This is a genomic window from Tepidimonas sp. (genome assembly GCF_036825565.1).
Classification (GTDB): domain Bacteria; phylum Pseudomonadota; class Gammaproteobacteria; order Burkholderiales; family Burkholderiaceae_C; genus Tepidimonas.
Map to the genome: position 1 here is coordinate 1 of NZ_DAISXZ010000100.1, position 6,395 is coordinate 6,395.

Annotated in this window: 7 protein-coding genes; 5 read left to right on the forward strand and 2 right to left on the reverse strand. The window is 69.8% G+C overall.

Annotation, left to right across the window (positions count from 1 at the left end; all coding sequences use genetic code 11):
* Positions 1 to 4 precede the first annotated feature (4 nt).
* The 4 genes from V7026_RS10700 to V7026_RS10715 all read left to right on the forward strand — a co-directional run bounded on the left by V7026_RS10700 (position 5) and on the right by V7026_RS10715 (position 4,103).
* Positions 5 to 1,504, forward strand: coding sequence for an FAD-linked oxidase C-terminal domain-containing protein (locus V7026_RS10700; protein ID WP_334155375.1), 1,500 nt, complete (start codon positions 5 to 7; stop codon positions 1,502 to 1,504).
* 88 nt (positions 1,505 to 1,592) lie between these two features.
* Positions 1,593 to 3,356 carry an ATP-binding protein gene (locus V7026_RS10705; RefSeq protein WP_334155371.1) on the forward strand — a complete coding sequence of 588 codons (1,764 nt, stop codon included), beginning with the start codon at positions 1,593 to 1,595 and terminating at the stop codon, positions 3,354 to 3,356.
* A 42-nt stretch (positions 3,357 to 3,398) separates the two neighbouring features.
* Entirely contained in the window at positions 3,399 to 3,590 is a 192-nt protein-coding gene (locus tag V7026_RS11475; protein WP_443082356.1) for a hypothetical protein, read from the forward strand.
* 168 nt (positions 3,591 to 3,758) lie between these two features.
* Positions 3,759 to 4,103 (forward strand): RidA family protein, encoded by a 345-nt coding sequence (locus V7026_RS10715; protein WP_143969694.1) that lies wholly within the window; start codon positions 3,759 to 3,761, stop codon positions 4,101 to 4,103.
* A gap of 7 nt (positions 4,104 to 4,110) precedes the next feature.
* Here V7026_RS10715 and V7026_RS10720 read toward each other — a convergent pair whose 3' ends face one another.
* Positions 4,111 to 4,530, reverse strand: a complete 420-nt coding sequence (locus tag V7026_RS10720; protein ID WP_334155372.1) for an Lrp/AsnC family transcriptional regulator — start codon at positions 4,528 to 4,530, stop codon at positions 4,111 to 4,113.
* A gap of 148 nt (positions 4,531 to 4,678) precedes the next feature.
* Between V7026_RS10720 and V7026_RS10725 the strand changes: the two genes are divergently transcribed.
* Positions 4,679 to 5,746, forward strand: coding sequence for an ornithine cyclodeaminase (locus V7026_RS10725; protein WP_334155373.1), 1,068 nt, complete (start codon positions 4,679 to 4,681; stop codon positions 5,744 to 5,746).
* Between the two features lie 31 nt (positions 5,747 to 5,777).
* Here V7026_RS10725 and V7026_RS10730 read toward each other — a convergent pair whose 3' ends face one another.
* Entirely contained in the window at positions 5,778 to 6,242 is a 465-nt protein-coding gene (locus V7026_RS10730; protein ID WP_334155374.1) for an Lrp/AsnC ligand binding domain-containing protein, read from the reverse strand.
* Positions 6,243 to 6,395: the final 153 nt, after the last annotated feature.

Here is a 6,395-nt window from a genome sequence, read left to right on the forward strand (position 1 = left end):
CGCCATGACCGCCCACGACACCCCCGAATCCCGCGCCGTCCGGCGCGCCGACCGCCAGGCCGAGGTGGTGCGCGCCCTGTCGCTGGTGCTGCCGCCCCACGCGCTGCTGTGGACCCCCGAGGACACCACGCCCTACGAGTGCGACGGCCTGACCGCCTACCGCGAGCGGCCGCTGGCGGTGGCGCTGCCCGAGACCGAGGAGCAAGTGCAAGCCGTCCTGCGCACCTGCCACCTGCTCAAGGTGCCGGTGGTGGCCCGCGGCGCCGGCACCGGCCTGTCGGGCGGCGCGCTGCCCCACCCGCTGGGGGTGACGCTGTCGCTGGCCAAGTTCAACCGCATCGTGGCCATCGACCCGCTGTCCCAGACCGCAGTTGTGCAGGCGGGTGTGCGCAACCTGGCGATCAGCGAGGCCGCCGCGCCGCACGGGCTGTACTACGCGCCCGACCCGAGCAGCCAGATCGCCTGCACCATCGGCGGCAATGTGGCGGAGAACTCCGGCGGCGTGCACTGCCTCAAGTATGGCTTGACGCTGCACAACGTGCTGAAGGTGCGCGGCTTCACCATCGAGGGCGAGCCAGTCACGTTTGGCGCGGACGCGCTGGACGCCCCGGGGCTCGATCTGTTGCCGCTGATCGTGGGCTCGGAAGGGATGCTCGCCGTCACGCTGGAGGTGACGGTGCGGCTGACACCGACGCCGCAACTCGCGCGCTGCATCATGGCCAGCTTCGACGACGTGCGCAAGGCCGGCGACGCGGTCGCCGCGGTGATCGCGGCCGGCATCATCCCCGCGGGGCTGGAGATGATGGACAAGCCGATGACCGCGGCAGTGGAGGACTTCGTGCACGCCGGCTACGACCTGGAGGCCGAGGCCATCCTGCTGTGCGAGTCCGACGGCACGCCCGAGGAGGTGGCCGAGGAAATCGAGCGCATGAGCGCCGTGCTGCGTGAGGCCGGCGCCACCCGCATCGCCGTCAGCCGCGACGAGGCCGAGCGGCTGCGCTTTTGGAGCGGGCGCAAGAACGCCTTCCCCGCCAGCGGGCGCATCAGCCCCGACTACATGTGCATGGACTCCACCATCCCGCGCAAGCGCCTCGCGGACATCCTGGAGGCCATCGCGGCCATGGAGGGCATGTACGGCCTGCGCTGCGTCAACGTGTTCCACGCCGGCGACGGCAACCTGCATCCGCTGATCCTGTTCGACGCCAACGACCCCGACCAGTTCCACCGCGCCGAGGCCTTCGGCGCCGACATTCTGGAGACCAGCGTCGCCATGGGCGGCACCGTGACCGGCGAGCACGGCGTCGGCGTGGAAAAGCTCAACAGCATGTGTGTGCAGTTCAGCCCCGAGGAGCGCGAGCAGATGTTCGCCATCAAGCGCGCGTTCGACCCCAACGAACTGCTCAACCCAGGCAAGGTCATCCCGACCCTGCAGCGCTGCGCCGAATACGGCAAGATGCTGGTGCGCGGCGGACGGCTATCGCATCCCGATCTGCCGCGCTTCTGAACGCACGCCGGACGGGAGCACCCCGCGTGCCCGGCGGGGTGCCCGCGCGCGCTCCGGCGGCGCGTGGGCTTGCGCTACAGTTCACGTCATGCAGCCGCTGCCGCGCGACCCTTGGCCCACGCACCTGCCGCCGTCGTTTTTCACGGCGCTGGCGGCCGGCTCGACTAGCGATGCGGATGCGCACGACGAGGCCACTGCCCCGCCCCCGTCGGACGCTCTGCTGCGCCTGCTGCACACCCTGCCCGACGGCGTGCTGAGCCTGGATGTCGACCTGCGCTGTCGCCATGCCAACCCCGCCGCGCAGCCGCTGCTGCGACCCCACCTGACCTGGGATCAGATCGACGGCCTGTCCTGGCACGAGGCCGTGGACGACGACTGGATCGACACCCTGTTGCCCTGGATGGCGCCGGCGCTGCGTGGCGAAGGCGGGCACATTGCCGTGCAGCGCGACCGCGAGGGCAGCGTCACCCACTGGGAGTTGACGCTGTTGCCCGACCGCAGTGACGCCGGCGTGGTCGGCGTGTTCGTGCTGCTGCGCGACGACACGGCGCTGCAGCGGCGGCAGGCCGCCCTGCAGGATCAGCAGCAAGATCTGCAGCAGCGACTGCAGCGTCAGAACGCCCACCTGGCGCTGCAACAGGCCCGTTGGCAGGCGCTGTCCGACGGTTTGCGCGATGCGGCGATCTTCTTTCTCGACGCGCACGGCGCCATCCAGGATTGGCCCGCCAGCGCCGAGCGGCTGCTGGGCTACGCCGCCGAGGATGTGATCGGCACGCACGGCCCCGACACCCCGCAGCGGCCACATCCCTTGCCGGCAGATGCGGCCCAGGCGCTGGAGCGCGCCAGCCTGCTGGGTCAGAGCGAATCGACCGGCTGGCAGCGCCGTGCCGACGGCTCGCGACTGTGGGCGCACATGGTGTACACGACGCTCACGGGTCTGGACGGCGAGGCGCTGGGCACCGCCTGCCTGGTGCGCGACATGACCGAAATCCACCGGCTGGAAGAGTTGCTGCGCGACCTCAACCAGGCGCTGGAGCGCAAGGTGGAGGAGCGCACCCGGCAGCTGCAGGCGGCCAACCAGGACCTGGAAGCGTTTTCGTACTCGGTCTCGCACGACCTGCGCGCCCCGCTGCGGCACATCACCGCCTATGTGCAGTTGTTGCGCGAGGACCTGGGCCAGCCGCTCACCCCGGACGCGGCGGAAGACCTGCACACCATCGAGGAAGCCGCCGCACACATGGGGCGGCTGATCGAGGGGCTGCTGGCCTTTGCCCGACTGGGCCGCGCCGAGGTGCAGCGGCAGCCCGTGGACATGCTCGACCTGCTGCGCAGCAGCCTCAACCGCGTGCAGCACGACCCGGCCCTGCGCCGCGCCGAGGGGGAGTGCGAGCTGCACCTACCCGACGCCCTGCCCACGGTGGAGGGTGACCCGCTGCTGCTGTCGCAGGTCTGGGACAACCTGTTGGGCAACGCCTTCAAGTACAGCCGCCCGCGCCGGCCGGCCATCATCGCCATCGGTGCCGAACGGCGGCCCGGCCCGGACGGCGCCCCGGAGGCCGTGTTCTGGGTGCGCGACAACGGCGTGGGCTTCGACACCGCGCGGGCCGAGCGGCTGTTCGGCGTCTTTCAGCGCCTGCACCGCGCGCAGGACTTCGAGGGCACGGGCATTGGCCTGGCCCTGTGCCGGCGCATCGTCGAGCGCCACGGCGGGCGCATCTGGGCCGATGGCCGCGCCGGCGAAGGGGCCACCTTCGCCTTCGCCCTGCCGCTGCAGCGCCCCGCCGCGGCCCCCGACCACGGCCCGGGAGACTCCCCTGACGCGCCAGCCACCGACACCCCGCCGGCCGCCTGATCCGCGCCCCCCGCTAACGCTCGCCCGCCCATTCGCCGCACCATGCCCCCGCCCACCGCGCTCGACGCCGCTGCCACCGCGGCCGCGCTGCCTTACCCCGCGCTGGCCAACTGCCCGCTGGTGGTCAGCTGCACCACCGCGCAGGCGGTGGCGCTGCGCGCGCGGCCACGGGCCGACGCCTTCGTCGCCGCGGCGGGCGCCTTCACCCCGCGCATTGTTGGAGTGGGCGCCTGACGTGTGCCGGCATCTGGCCGACACCGGCACGCTGGTGGTGGACACCCGCGACGCCGACCACGAGGCCGGCGACCTGCTGCAGGCCGGGCTGGGATCTGGCTGCCGCCCGCTGCGCGCTGACCGCCGCGGCCGGCTGACCTTTCCCCCGCTTACTCAGGAGAACGCATCATGGTGCAACGCTTCGACGTCGGACCGCGCCTGTCCGAAATGGCCATCCACAACGGCACGGTTTACCTGGCCGGGCAGGTGCCCGACGATGCCACGCAGGACATCGAGGGCCAGACGCGTCAGGTGCTCGGCATGATCGACGCGCTGCTGGCGCGCGCCGGCACCGACAAGACCCGGCTGCTGATGGTGCAGATCTTCCTCGCCGACCTGGCCGACTTCGACGGCATGAACCGCGTCTGGGACGCATGGGTGCCGGCTGGCCACACGCCGCCGCGCGCCACGGTGCAGGCCCGCCTGGCGCGGCCGGAGTGGAAGATCGAAATCGTCGCCACCGCCGCGGTCTGACGGACGCTCAGCGGTAGGTGCGCAGGTGGATGCTGGTCTCGGTGCTGTGGATGCCCTTGATCAGCCGGATGCGCTCCAGGATATCGGAGAGCTCGTTCATCGATAGCGCCTCCAGCTCGGCCAGCAGGTCCCAGCGGCCGTTGGTGTCGTGCAGCTTGACCACACCGGGCTCGCCCAGCAGGCTGGCGATCACGGCGCGCGTCTGGTTGCCCTCCACCAGCACGCTCATCCAGGCGCGGATGCGCTCGGGCTCGGACTCCGGGCGCAGCCGCACGGTGTAGCCCAGGATCACCTGCGCATCCTCCAGCCGGCGCAGGCGGTTGGTCACCGTGCCGCGCGACACCTTCAGCTTGTGCGCCAGATCGGCAACGCTCAGGCGTGCATTGCGCCGCAGCAGGGCTATCAGGGCCTGATCCACTTCGTCCATCCGAGCCTCCTATCGATATGTTCATTGACCGCTGACATTTCGTCAGACTTTGTCCGTTTCGTCAATGTTTTGACGTTTTACATTGTCGCGGGCCGCGTCCACACTTCTGGCTCTCGCCACTGACATTGACCAGACCGGAGACTTGGACATGACGACATCCCGCCTCCCCCGCACCGCCACCCGTTACCTGAGCGCGCCGACCCTGGTGCGCTTGGTGCAGACGCTGGGCGTGGAAGCCTGCCTGCGCGGCATCGCCGAATACATCCGCGAGGACTTTTGCCGCTGGCCAGACTTTGACAAAAGCGCGCGCGTCGCCAACCATTCGCGCGACGGCGTCATCGAGCTGATGCCCATCGCGGACGACACGCTCTACAGCTTCAAATACGTCAACGGCCACCCCAAAAACACCCGCGTCGGGCTGCCCACGGTGATGGCCTTCGGCGTGCTGGCCGACGTGGACACGGGCACCCCGCTGCTGCTCAGCGAACTGACGCTGACCACCGCGCTGCGCACGGCCGCCATGTCGGCGGTCGCCGCGCAGGCCCTGGCCCGCCCGGACAGCTGCGTGATGGCCCTGATTGGCAACGGCGCGCAGGCCGAATTCCAGGCACTGGCCTTTGCGCACCTGCTGGGCATTCGCGAGCTGCGCCTGTTCGACACCGATCCCGCTGCGACCGACAAGCTCGTGGCCAACCTGCGCGAAAGCGGTTTGGCCCTGACGCGCTGCACCAGCACCGCCGCCGCCGTGCGGGGCGCGGACATCGTGACCACCGTCACCGCCGACAAGACCAACGCCACCATCCTGACGCCCGAGCTGCTCGAGCCGGGCATGCATATCAACGCGGTGGGCGGCGACTGCCCCGGCAAGACCGAGCTGCATGCGGACGTGCTGCGTGCCGCGCGCGTGTTCGTGGAGTACGAGCCCCAAACCCGCATCGAGGGCGACATCCAGCAACTGCCGGCCGACTTTCCGGTGACGGAGCTGTGGCGGGTGCTGACCGGGCAAACCCCCGGCCGCCGCGACGACGCGGAGGTGACGGTGTTCGACTCGGTCGGCTTCGCGCTGGAGGATTACGCCGCGCTGCGCTTCGTCCATGCCGCGGCCGAGCGACTGGGCCTGGGCGAGGCGCTCGACCTGATCCCGGACGTGGACGACCCCAAGAACCTGTTCGGCCTGCTGCGTCCGCGCACCACGTCGCTGCGCCGCGCGGCCTGATCCCCACCCGCCAGCGCCACCGCCTGCCTCGTCAAAACAGGGGCAGGTGATGGGTGTGCTTGACCTCTTCCATCACGGCGTAGGTGCGCGTCTCGCGCACCCCCGGCAGTTGCCACAGCACATCACCCGCAAAACGCCGGTAATCGGCCATATCCGCCACGCGCGTCTTGACCAGGTAATCGAAGCCGCCGGCCACCATGTGGCACTCCAGCACCTGCGGGGCGGCCTGCACCGCCGCCTTGAAGTGTTCGAACACGTTGGGCGTGGTGCGGTCCAACAGCACCTCCACGAACACCAGCAACCCGCCGCCCAGCTTGGCGGGGTTCAGCCGCGCCTCGTAGCCCAGGATGTAGCCCTCGCGCGTCAGCCGCTGCACGCGCGCCAGTGTCGCCGTCGGGGACAAGGCCACCGCTTCGGCCAGCTTCAGGTTGGTGATGCGTCCATTGCGCTGCAGCACGTCGAGGATGCGCAGGTCGATGCGGTCGAGGTCGTCCATGGGCCAGTTTGTAAAACGTCATTGACGCAGATATTTTGACTATTTTTTTGAATGAAAACCGAATTTCATTTTCTTGAAAAGACCACAGACTTCGCGAATCGACATCGCTTTTGGCTGCCTGCGTCATGAACGCCCCACTCCCCACCCCCTGGC

Coding starts and splice junctions, on each gene's coding strand:
- V7026_RS10700 (WP_334155375.1), top strand. CDS start 5: ATGACCGCCCACGACACCCCCGAATCCCGCGCCGTCCGGCGCGCCGAC.
- V7026_RS10715 (WP_143969694.1), top strand. CDS start 3,759: ATGGTGCAACGCTTCGACGTCGGACCGCGCCTGTCCGAAATGGCCATC.
- V7026_RS10725 (WP_334155373.1), top strand. CDS start 4,679: ATGACGACATCCCGCCTCCCCCGCACCGCCACCCGTTACCTGAGCGCG.
- V7026_RS10730 (WP_334155374.1), bottom strand. CDS start 6,242: ATGGACGACCTCGACCGCATCGACCTGCGCATCCTCGACGTGCTGCAG.
- V7026_RS10705 (WP_334155371.1), top strand. CDS start 1,593: ATGCAGCCGCTGCCGCGCGACCCTTGGCCCACGCACCTGCCGCCGTCG.
- V7026_RS10720 (WP_334155372.1), bottom strand. CDS start 4,530: ATGGACGAAGTGGATCAGGCCCTGATAGCCCTGCTGCGGCGCAATGCA.
- V7026_RS11475 (WP_443082356.1), top strand. CDS start 3,399: ATGCCCCCGCCCACCGCGCTCGACGCCGCTGCCACCGCGGCCGCGCTG.